Genomic DNA, 24,223 nt, shown 5'->3' with positions numbered 1-24,223 from the left:
ACCACCCGCAGGCGCGGGGCCTGGCGGTCGACCTGGTTCTTTCCGCCATTGAAACCGGATCGGAGCGGCGTTCCTTCACGGTCTGCCTGCGGAAAGCACCCACTACCCCGCATGCGACAATGGACGTTCCGTACCTGTCCCGCCGCCCCGTGCGGCTGTCCGCCGTCCTGATGTCTTCACCCGCTTCCTCGCTGCCCACGTCCTCCAGCCGTATCGCTGCCGGCGGCCTCGCCTTGGCCGCGATCGGGGCGATTGCCGCCTCGGGCAAGGCGGTCATCGTCAAACTCGCGTATCGGCACGGCGTGGACGCCACCACGCTGCTGGCGCTGCGGATGCTGATGGCCTTTCCGTTGTTCGCGTTGCTGGCGGCATGGTCGGCGCGGCGCGCGCCGGCGCTGTCCTGGGGCGATCGGGGCCGCGTGGTGTGGCTGGGCTTCACCGGCTACTACCTGTCCAGCCTGCTGGACTTCCAGGGCCTGCAGTACATCAGCGTCACCCTGGAACGGCTGATCCTGTACTTGAACCCGACGCTGGTGCTGCTGATCAGCCTGGTCCTGCTGAAGAAGCGACCGGGTCGCTGGCAGCTGGCGGCGCTGGTGCTCAGCTATCTCGGCGTGCTGCTGGCCTTCGGCCATGACCTGCAGCTGGAAGGCGGGCGCATCGTGCTGGGCAGCGCGCTGGTGTTCGCCAGCGCGCTGAGCTATGCGCTGTACCTGTTCGGCAGCGGACAGGTGGTGGCGCGGATCGGCGCGATCCGGCTCACCGCCTATGCCAGCTGCGTGGCCTGCGTGCTGTGCGTGCTGCACTTCGCGGTGCTGCATCCGATGTCGGCCCTGGGCCAGGCGCCCACGCCGGTGTACTGGCTGTCGCTGATCAATGCGACGGTATGCACGGTGCTGCCGGTGATGGCGATCATGCTGGCGGTGAAGCGGATCGGCTCGTCGCTGGCTGCGCAGGTGGGTATGCTGGGTCCGGTCTCCACCATCGTGATGAGTCTATGGCTGCTCGACGAACCCATGGGGCCGTGGCAGATCCTCGGCACGGCACTGGTCCTGCTCGGCGTGCTGCTGGTCAGCCGGGTGCGCGCGTGAACGCCGCTGCGGTGGGCGACGACCCGGCCGCGCAGGCACGCGCCCGCATCCTGGCGGTGATCCATGCGATCCCGCCCGGCCAGGTGATGGGCTACGGCCAGGTTGCCGCCAAGGCGGGCCTGCCGGGCAGGGCTCGGCTGACGGCACGCGTGCTTGGCATGAATGACGATCCGGATCTGCCGTGGCACCGCGTGCTGCGCTCGGATGGCCGCATCGCGATGCCGGAAGGCTCGGCTGGCTGGAAGGAGCAGAGCCAGCGGCTGCGCGCCGAGGGCGTGGTGATCGAGCGGGGGCGGGTGAAGGGCATGCCGGCGGCCGGTGCCCACGATCTGGATGCCGCCCTGTGGGGTCCGGGCTGACGCTGCCTGCGGGTTGAACGCACGCGCTGGCGCGCAGGTCGCGGCCGGGCGCTGCGGCTATGATGGGCACAGTTCCAAAGGATGCCCCCATGTTTCCGCGCCTGCCTACCGTCACCAAAGCGTTGCTGATCGCCAACGCCGTACTGTTCCTGCTGCAGCAGCCGTTCCTGCTCGGCAATGCGACGTTCGAGCCCTTCATGCTGCAGCCCTTGGGCGGCGGCTTCGATCCGTTCTCGCCCGGCGGCAATTTCCAGCCCTGGCAATTGCTGACCTATGGTTTCCTGCATGGCAGCTTCGGCCATCTGTTCTTCAACATGCTCGCGCTCTTCATGTTCGGCGCGCCGCTGGAACAGACCTGGGGCGAAAAGCGTTTCCTGACCTACTACCTGGTGTGCGTCGCCGGCGCCGGCCTGTGCCAGCTGCTGGTCGGCATGATGCTGGCCGATCCGGCCACGGTGCTGGGTGCTTCCGGTGGCGTGTTCGGCCTGCTGCTGGCCTACGGCATGCTGTTCCCCAACCAGCGGGTGATGCTGCTGTTCCCGCCGATCCCGATGAAGGCACGCACCTTCGTGATCGTGTTCGGTGCGATGGAGCTGATGCTGGGCGCCACCGGCTGGCAGCCCGGCGTGGCCCACTTCGCCCACCTGGGCGGGATGCTGTTCGGCTGGCTGCTGATCCGTTACTGGCGCGGCCAACCCCCGTTCAACAACCGGCGTCCGCCGGGCCCGCCCAAGCGCCCCAACCACCTGCGCAGCATCAAATAACAGGGACGGAGGGGATTAATAACCACCTCCGTCCCCGTTAAATGAAAAGGGCGCCCAGTGGGCGCCCTTTTCGTTTGCGATGCCGCAGGACTCAGCGCCAGACCTTGATCTGGTCGTTCTCCACGCGCTGCATCGGCTGGCCCGGCTTGCAGGTGAAGGTGGCGCCGAAGGCCGGCAGATTGGACAGCGGGCCGTTGGTGCGCCAGCGGCCCGGAGCAAGGATGTCCGAGCTCACCCGCTGGGCAGCCACGTTGGGCGACAGCTGCTGCGGCCACAGGCTCGCCCAGGCACGGAAGAAGCCCTGCTGTGCAGCCGGCTTGGCGGCCGGTTCCACGGCCTTGTAAGCCTCCCAGGCCAGTTCCATGCCGGCCAGGTCGGCCAGGTTCTCCTCGCGGGTGAGTTCGCCGTTGACCTTGGCACCCTTCACGCCCGGGAAGTCATAGCCGCTGTACTGCGCCGCGACGCGATTGCCGAACAGGGTCCAGGCGGTCTTGTCGGCCGGGGTCCACCAACTGCGCAGTTCGCCCTTGGCATCGACCAATGCGCCCTTGGCATCGATTGCACGGGTCAGCTCGTGCGCGACCAGCGCGCCGTAGCTGCCGAACAGGTCGGCGCTATCGCCCTTGGCATTGAACACCGGGCCCTGCAGCACGGCGGCGGTGACGATCAGGCGGTTCTGTGCGATGTCGTAGGCCAGGGCCGGCTGCTGCGGCAGCACGTCCCAGCGACGGTCGGCGTTGCCCTTGCCGATGCGCTTCATCTCTTCGCGATGACGCCAGGTCGAGGCGATCAGCATGTTGCCGCCGAAGCTGCCACGGCCCATCGGCTGTACGGTGTAGTCCAGATCGCGCAGCGGGGTGCCGATCTCGATCTTCAGCGCAGCCAGCTTGGCCTGCGCTTCGGTCTTGGCCTCATCGCTCATCCAGGTGCTGCGCTTGACCGCATCGATCTGCACTTCGCGGATCTTGTCCACGACCAGCGCCGCCTTGCGACGGTCATCGGCCGACAGATGCTTGGCGGCGTATTCGCGGCCGACCATCGGACCAGCAGCGACGTTGATCGCATCCAGCACCTGCTCCCAGCGTGCCGGCGGCAGGGTCTGGCCACGGATCACGCGACCGCGGAACTCGAACTCGGCATCGCGGTAGGCCTTGGACAGGTACGGGGCCATCGCGTCGCCCACGCGCCAGCGCAGGTAGACCTTCCACTGCTCCGGCTTGAGCCGGGTGACCATGCCGTCGAGCTGCTTGAACAGCGCCGGATCGGACAGCGACACCAGGTCGTCATTGACACCCTGTGCCTTCAGGAAGGCCTCCAGCTGCAGGTTGCGGTAGCGGCTGTTGAGCTCCTTGGTGGAGATCGGTGCGTAATTGTTGAACGGGTTGTTGATGCCCGCCAGCGACTGTGCGTTGCGCGCCAGTTCGGTTTCCAGTGCGATCACGGATTGCGATTCGGCATCGAGCTTGTCGGCCGGCGTGCCGGTCAGCGCCAGCACCTGCTTGACGTAGGTGCGGTAGCGCGCCATCAGCGCGACGGTGTCGGCATCGGTACGGGTATAGAACGCCGGGTCCGGCAGGCCCATGCCGCCCTGCATGAAGTACCCGATGTGGCGGTCCAGCGCCTTCAGGTCCACGTCCGGGGCGAAGTTGAACGCCACCGGGATGCCGACCTGGTGCAGCGCGGCGATCGAGGCCGGGACATCCTTGGCCTTCTTGATCGCGTTGATGCGGGTCAGCAGCGGGGCGATCGGGTTGGAGCCATCGGCTTCCACGGCCGCTTCGTCCAGGCCGCTGGCCCAGAAGTCGCCGAGCAGCTTCTGCACGTTGCCCTGCGGGGCGGTCATCGACGCATCCAGCAGTTCACGCTGCTGCTGGCGTGCGCGGTCGGCCAGCTGGCCCAGCGCGGTGGTGGCACCGGTCTGCGGCACCGGATTGGCTTTCAGCCAGGTCGCATTGGTGGCCTCGTAGAAGTCGCTGCACTGGGCGCTGACGGCCGGCGCACGGGCGGCGGCCTTCTTCTTCGGCGCAGCGTGCGCATCGTGTGCGATGACCAGGGAGGCCAGGCTCAGGCCCAGGGCAATGGCGAGCGGACGGAGGTTGGACATGTAAAGCGAATCCAGCAGGATTGGGATCGCGCGAGTGTACCAAGCAAAGCGAAAAGAGCGTGATGGGTACCGCGCGCCGCAAAAGCAAAGGCCCGGGAAATCCCGGGCCTTTGCATGCACCACATCACGCATGGGCGTGATGGCTTACCAGATCACGACCTGCTGGTCGCCGGCACGCACCATCGGCGAACCGGCCTTGCACTGGAACGCAGCGGCGAAGGTCGGCAGGTTCGACGGGGCACCCATCGCGCGGAACTGCGCCGGGGCATGCGGGTCGGTCGCCAGACGGACCTTCATGTTCTCCGGGGTGTACTTGGTGCGCCACACGGTGGCCCAGTTGAAGAAGAAGCGCTGGTCGCGGGTGAAGCCGTCGACCTTCGGGTCTTCCTTGCCGGCCGAGGCCTTCTGCAGGGCATCGTAGGCAGTGGCCAGGCCACCCAGGTCGGCGATGTTCTCGCCCAGGGTCAGCTTGCCGTTGACCGGCTGTCCGTCGACCCGGTAGCCGTCGAACTGCTTGATCAGCTTGCCGGTCAGGCCGCTGAAGTTCTTGGTATCGGCCTCGGTCCACCAGTTCTCGAAGTTGCCGGTCGGCCCGAAGCGGCTGCCCTGGTCGTCGTAACCGTGGGTCATTTCATGGCCGATCACCGCACCGATGCCGCCGTAGTTCAGCGCGTCGTCGGCCTTCGGATCGAAGAACGGCGGCTGCAGGATGGCGGCCGGGAACACGATCTCGTTCTGCAGCGGGTTGTAGTAGGCGTTGACGGTCTGCGGGGTCATGCCCCACTCGGTCTTGTCCACCGGCTGGCCGATCTTGGACAGCGCGAACTTGTAGTTGAACGCGTTGGCGGCACGGACGTTGCCCAGGTAGCTGTCGCGACCGGTGGTCAGGCCACTCCAGTCACGCCACTTGTCCGGGTAGCCGATCTTCGGGGTGAAGGTTTCCCACTTGGCGATCGCCTTGGCCTTGGTCTCATCGCTCATCCAGGTCAGGCCCTGGATACGCTCCTTGAGCGCAGCGGCGAGGTTCTTGACCAGCTCTTCCATCTTGGCCTTGGCTTCCGGCGAGAAGGCGACCTTGACGTACAGCTGGCCGAACGCATCGCCGGCATCGTTTTCGATGGTGCCCAGCACGCGCTTCCAACGTGGCTTCTGCTCCTTCTGACCGTTGAGGGTCTTGCCGTAGAAGTTGTAGTTCTCGTTGACGAAGGCGTCGGCCAGGTACGGCGAGGCGCTGTCCACGGTGTGGAAGCGCAGGTAGGCGCGCCACACCGACGCATCGGTGTCACCCAGTGCCTTGCTCACTTCCTGGTGGAAGCCCGGCATGGCCAGCGAGAACTTCTCCGGCGCGGCGATGCCCTGGGCCTTGAAGAACTCGGTCCAGCTGAAGTTCGGGGTCAGCTTGTCCGCATCGGCCACGCTGACCGGGTTGTAGAACAGCGAAACATCGCGCGAGAGCTCGACGCTGGACTTGGAGGCCTTGGCCAGGCGGGTTTCGAACTTGACCACGTCGGCAGCCTGCTTTTCAGCATCGGCGGTCGCCACACCGGCCAGTTCCAGCACCTTGGCCACATGGGCCTGGTAGGCCTTGAGCTTGTCGGCGTTCTTGGCGTCGGTGTAATACGTGGTGTCCGGCAGGCCCAGGCCGCCCTGGCTGGCGTAGGCCAGGTTCATGCTCGAATTCTTGAAGTCCGCTTCCGGACCGAAGCCGAACAGCACGTTCTCGCCCTTGGCCGCGCTGGTGCGCAGGTAGTTGGCGATCGCGTCCTTGTCCTGCAGGCCGTCGATGGCGGCCAGGTCGGCCTTGATCGGCTCGATGCCCTGGGCATTGATCTTGGCCTCGTCCATGCCGGTGGCCCAGAAATCGCCGACGATCTTCTCGATGCCGGCCGGATTCTTGACCGCCGCGACCTGCTCGGCGAGCTGGTGCTGCACGGCGACCGAGCGCTCGTCGAGGATGGTGAAGGCGCCCCAGCTGGTGCGGTCGGCCGGGATCTCATTGGCGGCCAGCCACTTGCTGTTGACGTAGTCGCCGAATGCACCGCAGGCGTCCATGCTGGTGTCCAGGTCGGACGGGTGGAAGGCGTTGTAGGCCGGCAGCTTGCTCTCGTCGAGCTTGTATTCGGTGGTGGCCGGGGCAGCCGGCGCGGCGGTGGAGGCTGCGCTGTCCGTCGCCGGGGTTTCGTTCTTGCCGCAGCCGACCAGTGCGGCCGAAACGGCCAGGGTCAGCAGTACCAGTTTGGGTGTACGAGCGATCACGTGATTGGCCTCCAGGCCGGAAAGTCATGCAGGAATGGCCCTTGCAGGCCTGTGGGCCAGACGATACGCCGCCGGCCCGGCCTGCAAGGGTGTCGAAGGTCATGGCCGATGGCAAGAGGCCTGATCCGGTCAATCGCGGGCAGGGTCCCGGCCCGGCGACGGCCAAGCAAAAGCCCCGCCTTGCGGCGGGGCTGGGGGCTCATCCCGGAGACGGCTTAGTTGGACTTGGTGCCGAAATCGTACTTGGCCTGCACGTACACCGCCCGACCGTACGGGTTGTAGATGCTGCTGTTGTACGGCGAGGCGACGTTGCCGGCGTAGCTGTGGGCGTGGCCGTCGGGCATCTTGTTGAACACGTTGTTGACCATCAGCGAGAGGGTCAGGTTGTCCAGCGCCCGGTAGTTCACGCTCAGGTTGTAGGTGGTGTACGAGCCCCACTTGCCGGCCTTGTAACCGGACGAGTGGACGTAATCGAAACTCTCGCCCAGGTAGGACATGTAGTTGGGCGTCTTGCCGATGTAGTTGAAGTACATCGTGGTGGTCCAACGATCCTTGGCCCAGCCCACCGAGCCATCGGTACGGACCTTGGCGTAGGCGTCGTAGTACCACATCGCATACGGGTCACGCAGCAGGTCCAGGTAACCATCCCCGGGCTGCGGCTGCAGCTCACGCTTGAGGATGTTGGTGTAGTTGCTGGCGAACTGCAGCGAACCGAAGCGGCCGATGTCCTGCACGTACTTGAAGCTGGCCGTGACGGCCTGCAGGTTCTGGCGGGCGACGTTGAGCTTGGGCGTGAAGATCTGCTCGATGTTGCCGGCCGCATCGCGGGTGATCCACTCGTTGACGTTGTCGCAGCTGGCCGAGGTCGGGTTGTCCTGGCCATTGCGGCAGTAGTATTCCGCGCGCAGCAGCTGGTCCGAGCTCAGGGTGTCGACTTCGTTGTCGATCTTCCAGTTGTAGTAGTCCACCGAGACCGACAGATTGTTCATCGGTGCCCAGACCACGCCGGCATTCCAGACATCGGCGGTGATCGGCTCCAGTTCGGTGTTGCCGGCCTGCACGCCGAACACCGACTCGTTGCCGTACGGGCAGCGCAGGGTGTCGGCCGGTGCGAAGCCGAGCTGGCCGCAACGGTAGTAATCGACCGCGCCATTGGCGTAGTAGCCGCTCTCGCCCTGGAAGGCATCGGGCAGGGTGGGCGCACGGAACGCGGTGCCGTACTTGCCGCGGAACAGCAGGCTCTCGATCGGACGGAACTCCACGCCGACACTATAAGTAGCCTTGTCGACGGTGTTGTCGGCGATCTTGTAGGCGTCATAGCGGCCCGAACCGGTGACGGTCAGCGACTCGAGCAACGGCAGGCGCAGTTCTGAGGTCACCGCGTAGTTGCTGCGGTGGCCATTGCCGGCCACCGAGGTGGTGCCCCACACGCTGCCGTCCATCAGACGCTCGTCCGGGCGGTAGTCCCAGCCTTCGCTGCCGGCTTCGGCGACCACGGCGAAACCGGCATCGCCACCGGGCAGGGTGAACAGCGAGCCGTTGGTGATCTGGAAACGGCCCAGGTTCTGCCAGGTCTTGCTCTGGTTGTAGGTGTAACCGGTGAAGCTCTGGAAATCACCGGCCGGCAGCTGCGAATAGAACGCGCCCCAGTTCGGGCTGTAGATGTTGTAGCCGTCGTCGGTGGTGCCCAGTACCGGGCCGAGCACGCGGTTTTCGAAGTAGCTGTCGATGTCATCGGCCCAGCGCACGAAGCCACGCTCGGTCAGCTTGTACTCGCCGCGGCTGAAGCTGGCGCTGTAGTCCCAGTTGCCGAACGTGCCACGTCCGCCCAGGGTGACCTGGTAGGCCTTGTTGCGATCGGTGTTGAGGATGTCCTTGTAGCCGTTCGGTCCGATGTCCTCCGGCGCGAACGCGCGCTGCAGGTTCATGTACTGATCGGTGTCCTGGTCATAGAACGCGCCGAAGCTCAGGTCACTGCCCCAGAACGTATAGCCCGAACCCGGCGTGTACTTGACCTCTTCCAGGCTGTACAGCGCATCGGCGAACAGGGTGAAGTTGTCGTTCACATCGAACGTCAGCGAGCTGTAGAACTGGCTGCTTTCCTTGTCGTTCTTCAGCGTGCGGTAGCCGGCGCCGTAGGCCGAACCGCAGGACTCGCCGGCGGCGCGGGTGCCGAGCACGGTGGTGCCGCCGAACTGGCCGGCCACGCTGGCGCAGCGGGTCGGATCCATCATCACGAACGCATTGTTGTCGGCCGGCAGGTAGACCAGGAAATCGTTGGCCGGGACCTGCGCGCTGTAACCGACGCGGTTGTTGGTGCGGGTCAGGTCGCGCTGGTAGCCCCAGATCGGGTTGCTCTTTTCATACTGCACGTTGACCAGCGCATTGAAGCGGTCATCGGCGCTGTTGAAGCCCTTGGCACCGCTGACCCGGATGTTGTTGCCGCCGCCTTCGGTGGTGGCGCCGCCGCGCACGTTGAGCACGCCGCCATCCATGCGCTCCTTGAGGATGATGTTGACCACGCCGGCGATCGCGTCCGAGCCGTACAGCGAAGACTGGCCGCCGGGCAGGATCTCGATGCGCTCGACGATGTCGATCGGAATGCCGCTGAGGTTGTTGAACGCGTCGCTGCCGTTGTACAGCGCCGGGTACTGCAGCATCGGCCGACCATTGATCAGGTACTTGGTGTAGCCCGGATCCAGGCCGAACATGCCGGCTGCTTCGGCACCCTGGGTGAACGATGCGGCCGTCTGGCCGCCCTGCAGGCCGCCGGTGGTCAGCGATGACTGCTGCAGGACCTCGGAAATGCTGGTGAAGCCGCGGGTCTGGATGTCTTCCGCGGTGACGGTCAGGACCGGCGTGTGGTTCTCGATCTGGGTCTGCGGGATCAGCGATCCGGTGACGGTGACGCGGTCGAGATTGGTGGCGGCGTTGTCCTGCGCGAAGACGGAGGCGCTGGTGAGCAGCAGGCCGGTGAGGACGGCGGCGGCAAGCGGGTGACGCGAGATCGGATTACCTTGGCGAGACATGTGCAACCCCGTGTAGTGGTGATGTCGTGGCTTTCCCTTCCGTGGGACGTCTTGACTGCGTTCAACAACGTTCCGGTATCAGGCCTGCGTGGCCGTCCTTGGTAGTTTCATTCTGCGTTCAGTCGGTACCGGCGTGCGGCGAACGTAACACAGGCTTAACGTGAATTACGCTGAATGGTCACGAGCGATCAGCACCAGTAACAAGGCCCCGTGGAAAGATGTTGAAAAACAATGGGCTGGGCGAACATGAATTTTTATTTATATTCCGCCACGGGTGATTGCTGAATATGTCATTTATTAACAAGTGAGATTAAAAGGGCGATCGCATTCCGAAATCCGTCGCCGCTGCATGCAAAAAAAAGCCCCGCCTTGCGGCGGGGCTTTCTGATGTCAACGTTCGACGGTGACGGTGTTACTTTCCGCCAAACTCATACTTGGCCTGCACATACACGGCACGGCCGTAGATGTTGTAGAAGTAATTGTTGTACGGCGTGCCCGAGGTGCCCGGGTAGTTGCTCGCCTGGTTGTCGGGCATCTTGTTGAACACGTTGTTGACCATGACCGAGAAGGTCATGTTCTCCGCCGCCCGGTAGTTCACGCTCAGGTTGTAGGTGGTGTACGAACCCCACTTGCCAGCCTTGGCGCCCGAGGGATGCACGTAGTCATAGCCGTTGCCGGCGTAGGCCAGGTAGTTCGGGGTCTTGCCGACGTAGTTGAAGTACAGCGTGGTGGTCCACTTGTCCAGTGCCCAGGCCAGCGAGCCATCGGCGCGCACCTTGGCGTAGGAGTCGTAGATCCACATGTTGTACGGGTCGCGCAGCAGGTCCAGGTACTCATCGCCCGGCTGCGGCTGCAGCTCGCGCTTGATCATGTTGGTGTAGTTGGTGGAGAACTGCAGCGCACCGAAACGACCCAGTTCCTGCACGTACTTGGCACTGGCGGTGATGGCCTGCAGGTTCTGGCTGGCCACGTTCATCTTCGGGGTGTAGATCTCGTCCAGCACACCGGACGCATCACGGGTGATCCACTCGTTGACGTTGTCGCAGCTGGCCGAGGTGTTGTTGACCAGGCCGTTGCGGCAGTAGTACTCGGCCAGCAGCAGCTGGTCCGAACTCAGCGTGTCGACTTCGTTCTTGATCTTCCAGTTGTAGTAATCGACCGAGAAGGACAGGTTGTTCAACGGTGCCCAGACCACGCCGGCATTCCACACATCGGCGGTGATCGGCTCCAGGTCCGGGTTGCCGGCACGCTGGCCGAACACCGAGACGCTGTCATAGGCGCAACCGGTGGTATCGGTCGGAGCGTAGCCTGCCAGGCCGCAACGGTAGTAGTCGGTGGCGCCGTTGGCGTAATAGCCGCTCAGGCCCTGGAAAGCATCGGACAGGCTGGGCGCGCGGAACGCGGTGCCGTACTTGCCGCGGAACAGCAGGCTCTCGATCGGGCGGAATTCGACGCCGACGCTGTAGGTCGCCTTGTCGACGGTGCTGTCACCGATCTTGAAGGCGTCATAGCGGCCCGAGCCGGTGACCGTCAGCGAGTCGAGCAGCGGCAGGCGCAGCTCGGAGGTCAGCGAGTAATTGCTGCGATGGCCGGCACCGGCGACCGCGGTGGTGCCCCACACGCTGCCATCCATCAGGCGCTCGTCCGGGGTGTAATCCCAGCCTTCGCTGCCGGCCTCGGCAACCACGGCGAAACCGGCATCACCGCCCGGCAGCGAGAACAGCGTGCCGTTGGTGAGCTGGAAGCGGCCCAGGTTCTGCCAGGTGCGGCTCTGGCTCTCCGTGTAACCGGTGAAGGTGGCGAAGTCGCCGGCCGGGATCGGCGCGTAGAAGGCTTCCCAGTTCGGCGCGAACACCGCGTAGCCGCTGCGGGTGCCCAGCTGCGGGCCCAGCACGTGTTCTTCGAAGTAGTTGTTGATCGGATCGGCCCAGCGCACGAAGTTGCGCTCGGTCAGCTTGTACTCGCCGCGGGTGAAGCTGGCGCTGTAATCCCAGTTGCCCAGCGTGCCGCGGCCACCCAGGGTGACCTGGTAAGCCTTGTTGCGGTCGGTATTGAGGATGTCCTTGTAACCGTTGGCGCCGATGTCTTCGGGGGCGAACGCGCGCTGCAGGTTCATCCACTGGCCGCTGGTCTGGTCCCAGAAGCGACCGTAGCCGGAGGCGGTGCCCCACCAGGTGTAGTTGGAGCCGGTGGCGTACTTCACGTCCTCGTAGCTGTAGAGCACGTCACCGAACAGCTGCAGGCTGTCATTCGCGTCGAAGGTGAACGAACTGTAGAGCTGCGCGCTGTCCTTGCCGTTCTTGACGGTCTTGTAGCCCGGGCTGTAGATCGAGCCGCAGGACTGGCCGGCCGCACGCGTGCCGAGCACCGTGGTGCCGCCGAACTGGCCGGCGACGTTGGCGCACAGGTTCGGGTCCATCATCAGGTAGGCGTTGCCCGCGGCCGGGTTGACGACCAGGAAGTCATTGGTCGGCACCTGGGCGGTATAGCCCTTGCCATTGGTGGTCTTGGTGACGTCGCGCTGGTAGCCCCAGATCGGATTGCTCGACTCGAACTGGGCATTGACCAGCACGTTGAGGCGGTCATCGGCGCTGTTGAAGCCGGTCGCGCCGCTGACGCGGAAGGTGCTGCCGCCGCCTTCGGTGTAGGTGCCGCCGCGTACATTGAGCACGCTGCCGTCCATCCGCTCTTTGAGGATGATGTTGACCACGCCGGCGATCGCGTCCGAGCCGTACAGGGAGGACTGGCCACCCGGCAGGATTTCGATGCGCTCGACGATGTCGATCGGGATGCCGCTGATGTTGTTGAAGGTGTCGCCGCCGTTGTACAGGGCGGGGTAGGACAGCATCGGGCGCCCGTTGATCAGGTACTTGGTGTAACTCGGGCTCAGGCCGAACATGCCGGCCGCTTCAGCGCCCTGGGTGAACGAGGCGGAGGTCTGGCCGCCCTGCAGGCCGCCGGTGGTCAGCGAGGACTGCTGCAGCACATCGGCCACGCTGGTGAAGCCGCGGGTCTGGATGTCTTCGGCGGTGATGGTCACCACCGGGGTATGGGTTTCGATCTCGGTCTGCGGGATCAGCGAACCGGTGACGGTGACCTTGTCCAGGTTGGTGGTGCCGGTGTCCTGGGCGAAGGCGGTGACGGCGCTGGTCAGCAGCATGCCGGTCAGTACGGCGGCGGTCAGCGGGTGGCGAGACAGAGTGGAGCGGTAGCGAGACATGGGCATCCCCGAGTGCGGTGTCGACGTGGTTGAGGCCATCCATGGGAGCGCTTGCACGAGGTGCAGAAGCCTTCCTTGCTTCGTCATCGAACGTAACACGGGCTTAACAAGGCTTACACGTTCTGGTCACATGACGATCCGACATGAGCGTTGGTTTTTCTTATAAAACGCTTTTAAATCAATCATGTATTGAAATGTATCAAAATGTAACTTCGCGGCGAATGACTCCCGCCTGAATATTTGCGACTGAAAACGATTCCCGTTTGGACCCGCTCGACGCCTTGCCGGTAGTCCCGCCCGGGTCCGCTGCGCCAGAACGGAACAAGCCCGGCGGGTGCCGGGCTTGTTGGGGGTGACGCTGTGGATGGATCAGAACTTGTAGTTCACGCCCATGTACATGAAGCGACCGATGTTGTCGTAGTACGCGCTGCCGACGTCGGAACCGAAGTAGTTGACCGGCGGGTTCTTGTCGAACACGTTGTCCACGCCCAGGTACACCTCCACGCCCGAGTCGGCCATGGTGTAGCCCACCTGCAGGTTGTGGTAGGTCATCGAGGGGTTCCAGATCGGACTCTGCGAGCCCGGGTTGCTGTTGTAGCTCTCCGGGAAGACGCGCAGGTTCTTGTGGATGTACACCATGTCCCAGCTGGCGCGGAAGTTGTTGAGCGTGTACTTGGCCGTGAACTGACCGCGCCAGCGCGGGTCGGTCACGTAGTTGGAGCGCTCTTTGTACTCGTTCGGGAAGTCCTGGAACTCCCACTCACGCGACTCCAGCAGGCGGGTGCCGACCAGGCGCAGGTTGGTGTGGCCACCCGCCATGCCGAAGTCGTAGTTCAACTCCACGTCCACGCCGGTACGACGGCTCTTGGCCAGGTTCTCGGTGATCGCGGTCCAGTCGTAGATGCTGTGTTCCGGGAACTCGGCGCCGTTGGAGCCGATGGTGCCGCCTGCCGGTGCACGCTTGATCATCGCGCAGAACACGTTGTTCACGCCTGCCGGCGAATCGACGCAGCGGGTGGCCAGGTTCTGTGCGCTGACCGAGCCGATCGCATCCTTCAGGGTGATGCGCCAGTAATCGACCGACATGCCGAAGCCTTCGAAGAACTCCGGCTGCCAGACGAAGCCGATCGAGGACGAGTCGGCCTGCTCCGGCTTCAGGTTCGGATTGCCGCCGCTGAGGCCAGGGCGGTTGGCGCTGTACGAGTCGACCCAGTCAGCCGGCACGCCCATGGCCGCGCAGTTGGCCGCACGCAGTGCCGGGTCGCCCGCCGTGGCCGGACGGTTGGGGTTGGTCGCATTGGTGTTGCAGGGGTCGTTGATGACCGCGAAGTTCTGCGACTGCTCGTCGTACAGTTCGGCGATGTTCGGGGCGCGGATCGCCTTGGCGACCGTGCCGCGGACGCGCAGCGAGGGCATCACTTCCCAGTCCAGGCCCACGTTCCAGGTCTTGGTCGAGCCGATCGTGTTGTAGTCCGAGTAGCGACCGGCCAGATCCAGCGACAGGCGGTTGATGCCCGGGATGTCGGCCAGCAGCGGGACGTTGGTTTCGACGAACACTTCCTTGACGTCGTAGGAACCGCCGCCGCCGGCAATGGCGTTGAGGAAGGTCAGGCCCTGCGCGGCCAGTGGATCGGTGCGCTCGGTGCTCTTCTCCTTGCGGTACTCGACACCGGCCGCGACGCCGACATCGCCGGCCGGCAATGCGAACAGTGCGTTATTGGCCACCGAGGCGGCGAACACGCTCTGCTGCAGCTTGCCGTGGTACTGCGAGCGCACGTTGAACCAGTCTGCCGCTTCCTGCGAGACGGCACCGTTGCCCATGATGCTGAAGGGGATGCAGCCATCACCCATCAGGTCGCGGCGGTACGGAGCGCCGGTCTGCGGGTTGAGCGCGCCCGGATCCAGGTCCATGCGGCAGACAATGCGGCCGTCAGGCGCGCGTACGGCGTCCAGGCCGGCGAACCAGCGCTCGTTGTAGCGGTTGTTGACGTTGACGCGGTTGATCTCGGTCTCGCCGTAGTTGCCGGAAACCTCGTAGCTCCAGTTGTCGCCGAACATGCCTTCGGCGCCGAACACGGCACGACGCGTCTCACGCTTGACCTCTTCGCCACGACGGCCGGCATCGACGTTGAAGCGGTTCACGATCAGGGTGCTGGCACCCGCCGCGTCCATCGCTGCACCGAGCTCCGGAGTCATATAGGCGTTGTCGCGACGCAGGCGCAGCGACGAATCGAAGGTCGGCTGGCCGAAGAAGGTCGACTCGGTCTTGGTGTACTTGCCTTCGAAGAACAGGCGGTGGCGATCGTTCAGATCGAAGTGCGCCGCGGTGTTGAAGCTGATGCGGTCGAACTTCGGCTGCAGATCGGCCACGGCGTTGAGATCGGTGAAATCGCAGTTGACGCAGCTGGTCGGGCTGACCACCGGACCATCAAAACGGTTCTGGCTGAAGCTGCCATCCGGATTGAAGTGGTAGCGGTAACCGTAGGTCTCCGGGCGCTGGTAGTTGAAGACGCCGCCCATCTGGAAGGAGCCGCCGTAGGACGTCGAGTAGTTGCCACCCGGGCGGGCCAGCACGGTCTGCGGGTTGCTCTGGCTGGGCGGACGGCTGGTGTCGTAATTCGGGTTCGGGACACTGACGTCGTACTGCCGGCCGATCGAGCGGTCGCCACGGCCGAAGCGGTCCTGTTCGCTGTATTCCAGCGCCACGGCAACGTTGCCACGGCCATCGGCGAACGACGTGCCGCCGGTCAAGGCGACGAAGGAGCGGTTGAAGCCGCCTTCGCCCGCGATGCCCTTCTGCGCGCGCGCCTCGAAGCCTTCGAAGTCCTTTTTCATGATGAAGTTGACGACGCCGGCCACGGCATCGGCACCGTAGATCGCCGAGGCGCCACCGGTGATCACTTCAACGCGTTCGATCCATTCCACCGGGATGGTATTGACGTCCACGGCGGTGCTGCCGGGGTTGGCGCCGACATGGCGGCGGCCGTTGACCAGCACCAGGGTGCGGTCATAGCCCATGCCACGCAGGTCCATCAGGCCGAGACCTGCGGTACCGATGTAGCGCGTGGAGTTGCCCAGGGTGAACGAGGGCGTGAGCTGCGGCATCTTGTTCATCAGGTCGCTGATGGTCAATGCGCCGGTCTGGCGGATTTCTTCAGCGGTGATGGCGGTGACCGGGGAGGAGGTCACGAAGCCGGTGCGGGCAATGCGGGAGCCGGTGACGCTGACCTTGTCCAGCTCGGTGGTCGCCGGGGCGTCCTGGGCGAGCGCCGGGGAGGCGGCCAGCACCAGGCTGGCGATCAGTGCGGAGGTCAGGGTGTTGCGCGCCGGAGCGCCGTGGTGCGAGATCTTCAAATCGTTTCGTCCCTCGGAACGGCCGAAAGACGACAACGTTCCGTGTTGAGTGTGTGTTCAGGCAAGCCTTGCCTGCCATCGAAATTAACATGTGGTTAACGGAATTTGTCTCATTTGTTACATTAAAATGAATGGGCGATGAAAACTTCAGGTTCGCGCCCTTTTTCGAGTGTGCGCAGTGACTTACGTTGCTTTTGCCAAGTCGGTCAGTATGACCACTGGCTGAATGTGGGCGTTGGGCATCCGGGGGCGCGGCGTGTGCGTGCGGGGGCTTCCGTCGGCGTCGCCGGGAGCGTGCTTGTATGATGTGCGGTTCCCCTTCCTGATCCAGCTGGTGTCCGCAGTGAACAGCTCCGCCCGTCGTCCCCACGCCAGCCAGGTGCAGAAGGGCCTGTCGCCCCATCCGCGCGTCCGCAACGTGATCGCCGTGGGCTCTGGCAAAGGCGGCGTCGGCAAGTCCACCACGGCGGTCAACCTGGCGGTCGCACTGGCCAGCCTCGGCGCTCGCGTGGGCCTGCTGGATGCGGACATCTATGGCCCCAGCGTGCCGGCCATGCTCGGCCTCAGCGGCCGCCCGGAGAGTCCGGACAACAAGTCGATCGAGCCGATGCGCGCGTTCGGGGTGGAGACCATGTCGATCGGCTACCTGATCGAAGACGAGACGCCGATGATCTGGCGCGGTCCGATGGCCACCTCGGCGATGACGCAGTTCTTCAATGACACGCTGTGGGACGACCTGGATTACCTGCTGATCGACCTGCCGCCGGGCACCGGTGACATCCAGCTGACCCTGACCCAGAAGATCCCGCTGGCCGGCGCGGTGATCGTCACCACGCCGCAGGACATCGCGACGCTGGATGCGAAGAAGGCGCTGAAGATGTTCGAGAAGGTCGAGGTGCCGGTGCTGGGCATCGTCGAGAACATGGCCGTGCATACCTGCAGCAACTGTGGCCAGGTCGAGCACCTGTTCGGTGAGGGCGGTGGCGAGCGCATGGCCGCCCAGTACGGGGTGCCGCTGCTGGGATCGCTGCCGCTGGAGATCGGCATCCGCGAGCAGGGTGACGCCGGCACGCCGATCACCGCCGCTGCCCCGGCGTCCCCGGCGGCGCAGGCGTATCTGCGTGCGGCAGAGCGCCTGATCGAAGAAGTGGCCAAGCGGCCGCGGGCGGCCATCCCGATCCTGTCCTCGCTGATCTGAGTGCAGGCGCGCAGCGCAGGCGCATCCACAGGCCCGGCACCCGCCGGGCCTGTTCGTTTCCGGCGCCGGGCGGCGGGGCTCGATTCCGCGGGCATCGCCGCTGGTCGCGACCGGGGTGGCTGTTTAGAATCGACATCCGGGCGCCCGTTGGCGGTGCCGTTGTTCCTTTTCGCACCCAGGACCCCCCATGAGCATCAAGAGTGACCGCTGGATCCGTCAGATGGCCGAGCAGCACGGCATGATCGAGCCGTTCGAAGCCGGCCAGGTCAAGCAGGCCAACGGCCAGCGCATCGTCAGCTACGGCACCTCCAGCTACGGCTACGACGTACGTTGCTCGCGCGAGTTCAAGGTGTTCACCAACATCAACTCCACGATCGTGGACCCGAAGCACTTCGATCCGGGCAGCTTCGTGGACATCGTCGGTGATGAGTGCATCATTCCGCCCAACAGCTTCGCGCTGGCCCGCACCGTGGAATATTTCCGCATCCCGCGCGACACCCTGGTGGTGTGCCTGGGCAAGAGTACCTACGCGCGCTGCGGCATCATCGTCAACGTGACCCCGCTGGAGCCGGAGTGGGAAGGCCACGTGACCCTGGAGTTCAGCAACACCACGCCGCTGCCGGCGCGCATCTACGCCAATGAAGGCGTGGCGCAGATGCTGTTCTTCCAGGCCGACAAGGACGACATCTGCGAGACCTCGTACAAGGACCGCGGCGGCAAGTACCAGGGCCAGACCGGCGTCACCCTGCCGCGCACCTGATGATCACGCGGGTGGCGCGGCGCACCTGATCGATCCCCGGGCGTGCTGCCGCGTCCGCGCCCGGCAGAGCCGACCGTTGGTCGGCTGCTTCTGCGGTTACCGTTACCCATCAAGGGGCGACCAAAAAAAAAGCGCGGAGTACTCCGCGCTTTTTTTGTGGCTTGGTCCGACGTGCGGCGCGGTGACCAAAAGCAGCGGACCAACGGTCCGCTCTACTTGCCGCGGCCGAACAGCAGGCCGATGCCAACGGCCACCAGCACCACCGGCCACCAGGTAAGGATCAGCTTTCCCATGTTCATGTTGGTCCAGCCCAGGTTGCTGGCCAGCAGGAACAGGCCGACGAGGATCAGGACGATGGCGGCGACAAGGTTGGAACGCATCAGGGGCAGGGTCCGCTAGGGCTGGGGCGAATATCCTAGCCGTTCCTTCCAGTGCGCGACACGCTCGGCCAGCACGTCCGGATCGAAACGGTGCGCCTGTCCCTGGCCCCAGACCGGACCGGGCCACGCCGGGTCGCCGACATGGCGGCCGATCACATGGAAATGCAGCTGGCGCACGATGTTGCCCAGCGAACCGATGTTGATCTTTTCGACCCCATCAGTGCCTTTGAGCGCCTTGCACGCCCGGTTCAACTCGGTCCGCAGTTTGTCCTGCTGCTCGCCATCCAGGTCGATCCACTCGGTCACGCCGCTCAGGCGCGGGACCAGGATCAACCAGGGATACCTTTCATCGTTCATCAATCGCACTTGCGATAACGGCCCTTCTGCTACCAGTACGCTGTCGGTGGCCAGGCGTGAATCCAGTTCGAACTCGCTCATCCAAGATGCTCCGCAAAGAAGTCCAGGGTGCGTTCCAGCGCCAGGTGGGCGCTGTCTGGATCATACGCATGTCCGACGCTGCGGTTGAAGGCGTGATCGGCCGGGTAGACGAAGGTGGGCATCTGCGGCAGCTTTTCGCGATGGGCCTTGATCGCCTCCGGCGGGATGCTCTTGTCCTGGGCGCCAAAGTGGAACATCACCGGCGCCTTGGGCGCTTCATCGAGGTATTTCACGTTGCGGGCGCCGTAGTAGCTGACCGAAGGCAGGCCCAGGCGCAGCGCCGAGAGCAGGGCGATGCTGCCGCCCCAGCAGTAGCCGACCGTGCCCACCTTGCCGGCCGGAGCCAGCCGGGAGGCGGCCGCGCGGACGATCTCCAGCGCCTTCTCGACCCCGAGCTCGTCGACCATCTGCAGGCCAGCGGCAACGCCGTCGCTGTCGTAGGGCAGTTCGGGTGGTTCCGCCTGGCCGGCGCCTGATTCGGCCAGGTCGAAGAACGAGGGCGCCAGCACCGCGTAGCCCTTGGCCGCGTAATCGTCGGCCACCGCGCGGATGTGCGGGTTGGCACCGAAGATTTCCTGGATCACCACCAGGCCCCCGCGTGGCTTGCCTGCCGGGCTCGCCTGCCAGGCGCGGACCGGTCCGTAATGCGTATCGAGCGTGATCCACTCACCCATGGTGCGAGACTCCCGTTGGTTCAGGCATTCATTATCGGCCCCGCGCGGGTTAGCGGGATGTCAGCGGGCGTGCCGGATCTGGCGGGATCGGCCCGATCCGGTTCAGGGGCGCGGGCTGAACGCCGGTATACTTGCCGCCGTTTCCGGCCCCAGGTCCCCACGCCATTCCGGCATGGGCCCAGGCCCCCAGAGTCCTTGCGATCCATGTCCCAGCTGAACCCCAAAGTCGGCTTCGTCAGCCTTGGCTGCCCGAAGGCCCTTGTCGATTCCGAGCGCATCCTCACCCAGCTGCGGTCCGAGGGCTACGACATCGTTCCCTCCTACGATTCGGCCGACGTGGTGGTGGTCAACACGTGCGGCTTCATCGATTCGGCCGTGACCGAGTCGCTGGATGCGATCGGCGAGGCGATGAACGCCAACGGCAAGGTGATCGTCACCGGCTGCCTGGGCAAGCGCCCGGAGCAGATCCGCGAGGCCTACCCCAACGTGCTGGCGGTGTCGGGCCCGCAGGACTACATGAGCGTGATGGAGGCCGTGCACGCCGCGCTGCCACCCAAGCACGATCCCTTCGTGGACCTGGTGCCCGACTACGGCATCAAGCTGACCCCGCGCCATTACGCGTACCTGAAGATTTCCGAAGGCTGCAACCATAAGTGCAGCTTCTGCATCATCCCCTCGATGCGCGGCAAGCTGGTCTCGCGCCCGGTCGATGAGGTGCTGCGCGAAGCCGAGCGGCTGGTGCGCGGGGGCGTCAAGGAACTGCTGGTGGTCTCGCAGGACACCTCGGCCTATGGCGTGGATGTGAAGTATGCCGAGCGCATGTGGCGCGACAAGGCCTACCAGACCCGTTTGAAGGCGCTGTGCGAAGGCCTCTCCGAGCTGGATGCGTGGACCCGCATGCATTACGTCTACCCGTACCCGCACGTGGACGAGATCGTGCCGCTGATGGCCGAGAACCGGATCCTGCCGTATCTGGACATCCCGTTCCAGCACGCCAGCCCGCGCATCCTCAAGCTGATGAAGCGCCCGGGCGCGGTCGACAAGACGCTCGAGCGCGTACAGCGCTGGCGCCAGCTCTGCCCGGATATCACCGTGCGTTCGACCTTCATCGTCGGCTTCCCGGGCGAGACCGATGCCGAGTTCGACGAGCTGCTGAGCTTCCTGGACGAGGCGCAGCTGGATCGCGTCGGTGCATTCGCTTACTCGCCGGTCACCGGCGCGACCGCCAACGATCTGCCCGGTGCGGTGCCCGAAGAAGTGAAGCAGGAGCGCCTGGCCCGCTTCATGGAACGCCAGGCGGAGATTTCCGCCGCGCGCCTGGAGGCCAAGATCGGCACCGTGCAGCAGTGCCTGGTCGATGCCATCGAAGACGGCATCGCGTTGGCCCGTTCGAAGGCCGATGCGCCGGAGATCGACGGTCTGGTGCATATCCAGAACGCGGAAGAAGCCAAGCTGCGCGTGGGCCAGTTCGTCGATGTCGAGATCACCGAAAGCGACGATCACGATCTGTTCGGCGACGCGATCCTCGCCGCCGAAGCGCGCAAGCCGTTCGATCTGCAGGTGCTGTGATCGTATCGGCGTCGACTGCCGATACTGGCGGTCGACGCCGCTTCATCGCACCGCCGCGCAACGCGGTGGATGCGACCTGCTTCGCGCAGCCGATCTACGCCGGGCTGCGCGACTCCCAGGATCTGATGGGGGCACCCGACTGGCCCTCCATCGCAGCGCTCGACGCACGCCTGGCGTTGCCAGACAAGCATCTGGCCGAGCAGGACGAGGCGTTGCTGGCCGACGGCCTGCACTATGAAACGCGCATCGCCGAGCATGGCCTTATCGCCACGCGTGCGGACAACTGGCATGACCTGTTCAATGCGCTGATCTGGGCGCACTACCCATCGATCAAGCACGCGCTCAACCGGCAGCAGTGCGGCCACGTCGCGGCAATGGCGCCGGGGCAGCGCAACCGCGCGCAGGCCGCACTGACCCAGTTCGACGAAACCGGCGTGATCGTGCGCGTACGCGATCCGGCATTGCTGCGTGCGTGGGACCAGCACGACTGGACAGCGCTGTTCGAGGGCGGGGCAGGGCAGTGGTGCCGTGGTGCAATCGCCGTCGCCGCGGTGATCGGGCATGCCTTGCTGGAGCAGGCGCTGCTGCCGGACCGCCTGCTGGTCGGCAAGTGCGTGGTGGTGGCGGGCGATGACGATGCCACCGTGGTTGCGGCGGTGGCGCAGGCCATCGCGGACGGTGCGCTGCTCAACGATCCCCTGGAGCTGCGGCCGTTGCCGCTGGCGGGGATACCGGGCTGGCGCGCGCAGCAGGATGCGGCGTTCTACCGCCAGGCCGCGTACTTCCGGCCGTTGCGCGAAGGACGGGTCTATCCCGCGCTGCTGCGGTAGATCCAGGCCATGCGGGGATGCACGTGCCGTCAGCCGGGATACGCCACCGACAGGATCGCGAACCCATGGCGGCCACTGGGCAGTTCCACCTCGAACTCATCGTCCACGCGCTTCTTCAGCAGCGCGCGGGCCAAGGGCGAATCGATGCTGATCCAGCCGGCACCGGCATCGGTCTCGTCCGGGCCGACGATGCGGTACACGTGGATGTCGCCTGAGTCGACGTTCTCCAGTTCGACCGTCGCCCCGAAGAACACCGCGTTCGGATCGGTCGGGGCCGTGTCGACGATGCGCAGCGCTTCCAGCCGCTTGGTCAGATAGCGCACGCGCCGGTCGATCTCACCCAGCTGCTTCTTGCGGTAGGTGTACTCGGCGTTCTCGGAGCGGTCGCCTTCCGCGGCGGCGGCGGCCAGTGCCTTCACCACCTCCGGGCGCTTGTGCCGCCACAGTTCATCCAGTTCGGTCTTCAGCCGCTGGTGGCCCTGTGCGGTGATCAGGGCCGTGCTTTTTTCCGCGGGGGGACGCCAACGCGACATCAGGTCTGCTTGTGCTCTTCAAAAGGTGCCGCGCCATCCGGCGCGACACGGAGTATCAACGCTTTCCGCCGAAAATGCCGCCGAGCAGGCCGCGCACGATCTGGTTGCCCAGCTTGGTGCCGACGGTGCGCGTGGTCTGCTTGGCCATGGTTTCGATCATGCCCTGGCGGCGCTTGGTGCCGAAGATCGCATCCTTGATCGACTGGCCGAAGCCGCCTTCCTGCGCCTCATCCTGCTGGCGCGTACGGGCCTTCGGCGCATCCGCCTGTTCGACGGTCTTCTGCGCGCGCTGCGCCAGCCGTTCCGCAGCCGATTCGCGGTTGATCGCGGTGTCGTAGCGGGTGCCGACCGGACTGCCGGCACGCACCTGCGCACGTTCGGCCTCGCTGATCGCACCCATCCGGCAGCGCGGCGGCGCGATCTGGGTCTGCTGCACGGGCGAGGGGATGCCCTTGTCCTGCAGGGTGGAGACCAGCGCTTCGCCGGTACCCAGCTTGGCCAGCGTTGCAGCCACATCCAGTTTCGGATTGGGCACGAAGGTTTCGGCGGCGACCTTCACGGCCTTCTGGTCGCGCGGGGTGAACGCGCGGAGCGCGTGCTGCACGCGGTTGCCGAGCTGGCCGAGGATGTTGGCCGGCACGTCATCCGGGAACTGCGAGCAGAAGTACACGCCCACGCCCTTGGAACGGATCAGCCGGACCACCTGCTCGATGCGCTGGACCAGTGCCGGGGGGGCGTCATCGAACAGCAGGTGCGCCTCGTCGAAGATGAAGACCAGCTTGGGCTTCTCCAGATCACCCACTTCCGGCAGTGTTTCGAACAGCTCCGAGAGCAGCCACAGCAGGAAGGTCGAATACAGGCGCGGCTTCAGCACCAGCTGGTCGGCGGCGAGGATGCCGATCACGCCGCGGCCATCGTGGTTGACGCGCATGATGTCGGCCAGCTCCAGCGCTGGCTCGCCGAAGAAGGCTTCGCCGCCGTCCTGCGACAGGCGCAGCAACGAGCGTTGGATCGCAGCCACCGTCTGCGCGCTGACCAGGCCGTACTCCGTGGAAATGTCCTTGCGCTCTTCGGCGACCAGGCCGAGCAGGGCACGCAGATCATCCAGATCGAGCAGCAGCAGGCCACGGTCGTCGGCCAGCTTGAACACGATGTCGAGCACGCCGGCCTGGGTGTCGTTGAGTTCCAGGATGCGGGCCAGCAGGGTCGGGCCCATCTCGCTCACCGTGGTACGCACCGGGTGGCCCAGCTTGCCGTACAGGTCCCAGAAGATGGTCGGGCTGGCAGCGGGGGCGTAATTGGCCACGCCGATCTGCATCGCACGCTGCAGCAGCGCTTCGGTGCCGGTGCCGGGCACGGCCAGGCCGGACACGTCGCCCTTCACGTCTGCCAGGAACACCGGCACGCCGATCCGCGAGAAGCCCTCGGCCAGCGTCATCAGGGTAACGGTCTTGCCGGTGCCGGTCGCGCCGGCGACCAGACCGTGGCGGTTGCCCAGCCTCGGCAGCAGGGTCACGGGGATATCGTCGGTGATGCCTTTGCCGAGCAGAATCGGATCCATGGTCAACTCGCTGTGTGAATAGGCGGGATTCTAAACGTCGGCATCGGCCGGCCGGCAGACGGGTTGCCCCGATGCAAGCGGCACGGCTACTCTGCCCCATCGT

At 65.2% G+C, this 24,223-nt stretch carries 17 protein-coding genes; 7 read left to right on the top strand and 10 right to left on the bottom strand.

The window, feature by feature from the left end:
• Nucleotides 1–170 precede the first annotated feature (170 nt).
• The 3 genes from AC07WC_RS04080 (at nt 171) to AC07WC_RS04070 (ending at nt 2,214) form a co-directional block, all read left to right on the top strand.
• Nucleotides 171–1,091, top strand: coding sequence for a DMT family transporter (locus AC07WC_RS04080; protein WP_495208870.1), 921 nt, complete (start codon nt 171–173; stop codon nt 1,089–1,091).
• Between the two features lie 11 nt (nt 1,092–1,102).
• The gene (locus AC07WC_RS04075) at nt 1,103–1,450 is read left to right on the top strand and encodes an MGMT family protein (RefSeq protein WP_495209106.1); all 348 of its coding nucleotides are present in this window, start codon (nt 1,103–1,105) and stop codon (nt 1,448–1,450) included.
• An 89-nt stretch (nt 1,451–1,539) separates the two neighbouring features.
• Nucleotides 1,540–2,214 (top strand): rhomboid family intramembrane serine protease, encoded by a 675-nt coding sequence (locus tag AC07WC_RS04070; RefSeq protein WP_088433267.1) that lies wholly within the window; start codon nt 1,540–1,542, stop codon nt 2,212–2,214.
• Between the two features lie 91 nt (nt 2,215–2,305).
• Here the strand turns inward: AC07WC_RS04070 and AC07WC_RS04065 are convergent, their stop codons facing one another.
• From AC07WC_RS04065 to AC07WC_RS04045, 5 genes are all read right to left on the bottom strand, one after another.
• On the bottom strand, nt 2,306–4,318 hold the full coding sequence (locus tag AC07WC_RS04065; protein WP_495208869.1) for a M13 family metallopeptidase: 2,013 nt from the start codon (nt 4,316–4,318) through the stop codon (nt 2,306–2,308).
• 144 nt (nt 4,319–4,462) lie between these two features.
• Nucleotides 4,463–6,571 (bottom strand): M13 family metallopeptidase, encoded by a 2,109-nt coding sequence (locus AC07WC_RS04060; RefSeq protein WP_495209105.1) that lies wholly within the window; start codon nt 6,569–6,571, stop codon nt 4,463–4,465.
• Nucleotides 6,572–6,789: 218 nt separating this feature from the next.
• Entirely contained in the window at nt 6,790–9,603 is a 2,814-nt protein-coding gene (locus AC07WC_RS04055) for a TonB-dependent receptor plug domain-containing protein (protein WP_495208868.1), read from the bottom strand.
• A gap of 412 nt (nt 9,604–10,015) precedes the next feature.
• Nucleotides 10,016–12,823 (bottom strand): TonB-dependent receptor domain-containing protein, encoded by a 2,808-nt coding sequence (locus AC07WC_RS04050; protein ID WP_495208867.1) that lies wholly within the window; start codon nt 12,821–12,823, stop codon nt 10,016–10,018.
• A 369-nt stretch (nt 12,824–13,192) separates the two neighbouring features.
• On the bottom strand, nt 13,193–16,177 hold the full coding sequence (locus AC07WC_RS04045) for a TonB-dependent receptor plug domain-containing protein (protein WP_495208866.1): 2,985 nt from the start codon (nt 16,175–16,177) through the stop codon (nt 13,193–13,195).
• Between the two features lie 343 nt (nt 16,178–16,520).
• Here AC07WC_RS04045 and apbC point away from each other — a divergent pair, with 343 nt between their 5' ends.
• Both apbC and dcd read left to right on the top strand, forming a co-directional pair.
• Nucleotides 16,521–17,375 (top strand): iron-sulfur cluster carrier protein ApbC, encoded by an 855-nt coding sequence (gene apbC, locus AC07WC_RS04040; RefSeq protein WP_495208865.1) that lies wholly within the window; start codon nt 16,521–16,523, stop codon nt 17,373–17,375.
• 187 nt (nt 17,376–17,562) lie between these two features.
• On the top strand, nt 17,563–18,135 hold the full coding sequence (gene dcd / locus AC07WC_RS04035) for a dCTP deaminase (RefSeq protein ID WP_019182646.1): 573 nt from the start codon (nt 17,563–17,565) through the stop codon (nt 18,133–18,135).
• A gap of 212 nt (nt 18,136–18,347) precedes the next feature.
• Here the strand turns inward: dcd and AC07WC_RS04030 are convergent, their stop codons facing one another.
• Genes AC07WC_RS04030 through AC07WC_RS04020 form a run of 3 tightly spaced genes read right to left on the bottom strand, consistent with a single transcriptional unit; the run spans nt 18,348 to nt 19,627 of the window.
• On the bottom strand, nt 18,348–18,515 hold the full coding sequence (locus AC07WC_RS04030) for a LiaI-LiaF-like domain-containing protein (RefSeq protein ID WP_019182647.1): 168 nt from the start codon (nt 18,513–18,515) through the stop codon (nt 18,348–18,350).
• A 15-nt stretch (nt 18,516–18,530) separates the two neighbouring features.
• Nucleotides 18,531–18,953 carry an HIT domain-containing protein gene (locus AC07WC_RS04025; RefSeq protein WP_495208864.1) on the bottom strand — a complete coding sequence of 141 codons (423 nt, stop codon included), beginning with the start codon at nt 18,951–18,953 and terminating at the stop codon, nt 18,531–18,533.
• Nucleotides 18,950–19,627, bottom strand: a complete 678-nt coding sequence (locus tag AC07WC_RS04020; RefSeq protein WP_495208863.1) for a dienelactone hydrolase family protein — start codon at nt 19,625–19,627, stop codon at nt 18,950–18,952. The genes AC07WC_RS04025 and AC07WC_RS04020 overlap by 4 nt, the downstream gene beginning before the upstream one ends.
• Before the next feature lie 204 nt (nt 19,628–19,831).
• Here AC07WC_RS04020 and rimO point away from each other — a divergent pair, with 204 nt between their 5' ends.
• Both rimO and AC07WC_RS04010 read left to right on the top strand, forming a co-directional pair.
• Nucleotides 19,832–21,196, top strand: coding sequence for a 30S ribosomal protein S12 methylthiotransferase RimO (gene rimO / locus AC07WC_RS04015; RefSeq protein ID WP_495208862.1), 1,365 nt, complete (start codon nt 19,832–19,834; stop codon nt 21,194–21,196).
• On the top strand, nt 21,196–22,026 hold the full coding sequence (locus tag AC07WC_RS04010; RefSeq protein ID WP_495209104.1) for a DUF3025 domain-containing protein: 831 nt from the start codon (nt 21,196–21,198) through the stop codon (nt 22,024–22,026). The genes rimO and AC07WC_RS04010 overlap by 1 nt, the downstream gene beginning before the upstream one ends.
• Before the next feature lie 29 nt (nt 22,027–22,055).
• Here the strand turns inward: AC07WC_RS04010 and greB are convergent, their stop codons facing one another.
• Nucleotides 22,056–22,559: a transcription elongation factor GreB gene (gene greB / locus AC07WC_RS04005; RefSeq protein WP_019182651.1), complete on the bottom strand. Its 504-nt coding sequence runs from the start codon at nt 22,557–22,559 to the stop codon at nt 22,056–22,058.
• A gap of 55 nt (nt 22,560–22,614) precedes the next feature.
• Nucleotides 22,615–24,120: a helicase HerA-like domain-containing protein gene (locus AC07WC_RS04000; RefSeq protein WP_495208861.1), complete on the bottom strand. Its 1,506-nt coding sequence runs from the start codon at nt 24,118–24,120 to the stop codon at nt 22,615–22,617.
• Nucleotides 24,121–24,223 lie beyond the last annotated feature (103 nt).

It is taken from the genome of Stenotrophomonas sp. GW821-FHT01H02A (assembly GCF_059422145.1).
Note: the sequence above shows the minus strand (reverse complement) of the source record. Positions and strands in the feature narration are given on the sequence as shown.

Coding starts and splice junctions, on each gene's coding strand:
- rimO (WP_495208862.1), top strand. CDS start 19,832: ATGTCCCAGCTGAACCCCAAAGTCGGCTTCGTCAGCCTTGGCTGCCCG.
- AC07WC_RS04025 (WP_495208864.1), bottom strand. CDS start 18,953: ATGAGCGAGTTCGAACTGGATTCACGCCTGGCCACCGACAGCGTACTG.
- AC07WC_RS04030 (WP_019182647.1), bottom strand. CDS start 18,515: ATGCGTTCCAACCTTGTCGCCGCCATCGTCCTGATCCTCGTCGGCCTG.
- greB (WP_019182651.1), bottom strand. CDS start 22,559: ATGTCGCGTTGGCGTCCCCCCGCGGAAAAAAGCACGGCCCTGATCACC.
- AC07WC_RS04065 (WP_495208869.1), bottom strand. CDS start 4,318: ATGTCCAACCTCCGTCCGCTCGCCATTGCCCTGGGCCTGAGCCTGGCC.
- AC07WC_RS04070 (WP_088433267.1), top strand. CDS start 1,540: ATGTTTCCGCGCCTGCCTACCGTCACCAAAGCGTTGCTGATCGCCAAC.
- AC07WC_RS04055 (WP_495208868.1), bottom strand. CDS start 9,603: ATGTCTCGCCAAGGTAATCCGATCTCGCGTCACCCGCTTGCCGCCGCC.
- AC07WC_RS04020 (WP_495208863.1), bottom strand. CDS start 19,627: ATGGGTGAGTGGATCACGCTCGATACGCATTACGGACCGGTCCGCGCC.
- AC07WC_RS04000 (WP_495208861.1), bottom strand. CDS start 24,120: ATGGATCCGATTCTGCTCGGCAAAGGCATCACCGACGATATCCCCGTG.
- dcd (WP_019182646.1), top strand. CDS start 17,563: ATGAGCATCAAGAGTGACCGCTGGATCCGTCAGATGGCCGAGCAGCAC.
- AC07WC_RS04080 (WP_495208870.1), top strand. CDS start 171: ATGTCTTCACCCGCTTCCTCGCTGCCCACGTCCTCCAGCCGTATCGCT.
- AC07WC_RS04050 (WP_495208867.1), bottom strand. CDS start 12,823: ATGTCTCGCTACCGCTCCACTCTGTCTCGCCACCCGCTGACCGCCGCC.